Raw genomic sequence first — 512 nt, forward strand, 5'->3', positions numbered from 1 at the left:
ATGGCAAAAGAAAAGTTTGAACGCGTAAAACCGCACGTAAACGTTGGTACAATCGGCCACGTTGACCACGGTAAAACTACACTAACTGCAGCAATCACTAACGTACTTGCAAAAGTATACGGCGGTGTTGCTAAAGATTTCGCATCAATCGACAACGCTCCAGAAGAGCGCGAACGTGGTATCACTATTTCAACGTCTCACGTTGAATACGATACTCCTTCACGTCACTACGCACACGTAGATTGTCCTGGTCACGCCGATTATGTTAAAAACATGATCACTGGTGCTGCTCAAATGGACGGCGCGATCTTAGTAGTTGCTGCGACTGATGGCCCTATGCCACAAACGCGTGAGCACATCCTTCTTTCTCGTCAAGTTGGCGTTCCTTACATCATCGTGTTCATGAACAAATGTGACATGGTAGATGACGAAGAGCTACTTGAACTAGTAGAAATGGAAGTTCGTGAACTTCTTTCAGAATACGATTTCCCAGGTGATGACTTACCTCTAAT

At 45.1% G+C, this 512-nt stretch carries 1 protein-coding gene; it reads left to right on the forward strand.

Annotation, left to right across the window (positions count from 1 at the left end; translation table 11 throughout):
* Positions 1–512: GTP-binding protein (locus P20652_RS17135; protein WP_033016888.1), on the forward strand; the 512-nt coding region annotated here is incomplete at its 3' end.

Source organism: Pseudoalteromonas sp. BSi20652 (assembly GCF_000239855.1).
Taxonomy (GTDB): Bacteria; Pseudomonadota; Gammaproteobacteria; order Enterobacterales; family Alteromonadaceae; genus Pseudoalteromonas.